General features: G+C 54.6%; 1 protein-coding gene. It reads right to left on the bottom strand.

The genetic code is table 11. From position 1 onward, the window contains the following. Positions 1-289: hypothetical protein (locus JS756_RS36285; RefSeq protein WP_205387518.1), on the bottom strand; the 289-nt coding region annotated here is incomplete at its 3' end. Positions 290-403 lie beyond the last annotated feature (114 nt).

Genomic DNA, 403 nt, shown 5'->3' with positions numbered 1-403 from the left:
CCTGCTGTAAATGCGCCCGTTTAGTTCTGAGGGCCTCTTCTGAGAATTCGGGATCATTCTCCACGGTGCGCTTTCTTTGCGCAGAGGCCTCAGCGCTAGATGGAAACATCGAACGGCGAGTTGAAGCCTTGGTCTTGGCCTTGGGGGCGATGGTCTTGGCTTGCTTCCCTTTTGTGCGAGATCGTGTGTTACTTGTCGCAGGCGTCATGACTGGCGCAAAACTCTCAGCATCGAGCGACTTTGCAGATGACAGCGAAGAAACGCTACTGGCCGAGTGAGTGCGGGTCATAGCAGGAGGTTGGCCATCGGAGCCTTCAGAATCATCTTCAGCTTGGAATTCGTCCCAAGCAGAGCGTATAACTGTCTTAAACGCGGCTGTCTCGCGTCGGCTAGGATTGTCTCG

Source organism: Streptomyces actuosus (genome assembly GCF_016921115.1).
GTDB classification, from domain to species: Bacteria; Actinomycetota; Actinomycetes; order Streptomycetales; family Streptomycetaceae; genus Streptomyces; species Streptomyces actuosus_A.
This window is presented reverse-complemented; position numbering and strand designations above follow the sequence as displayed.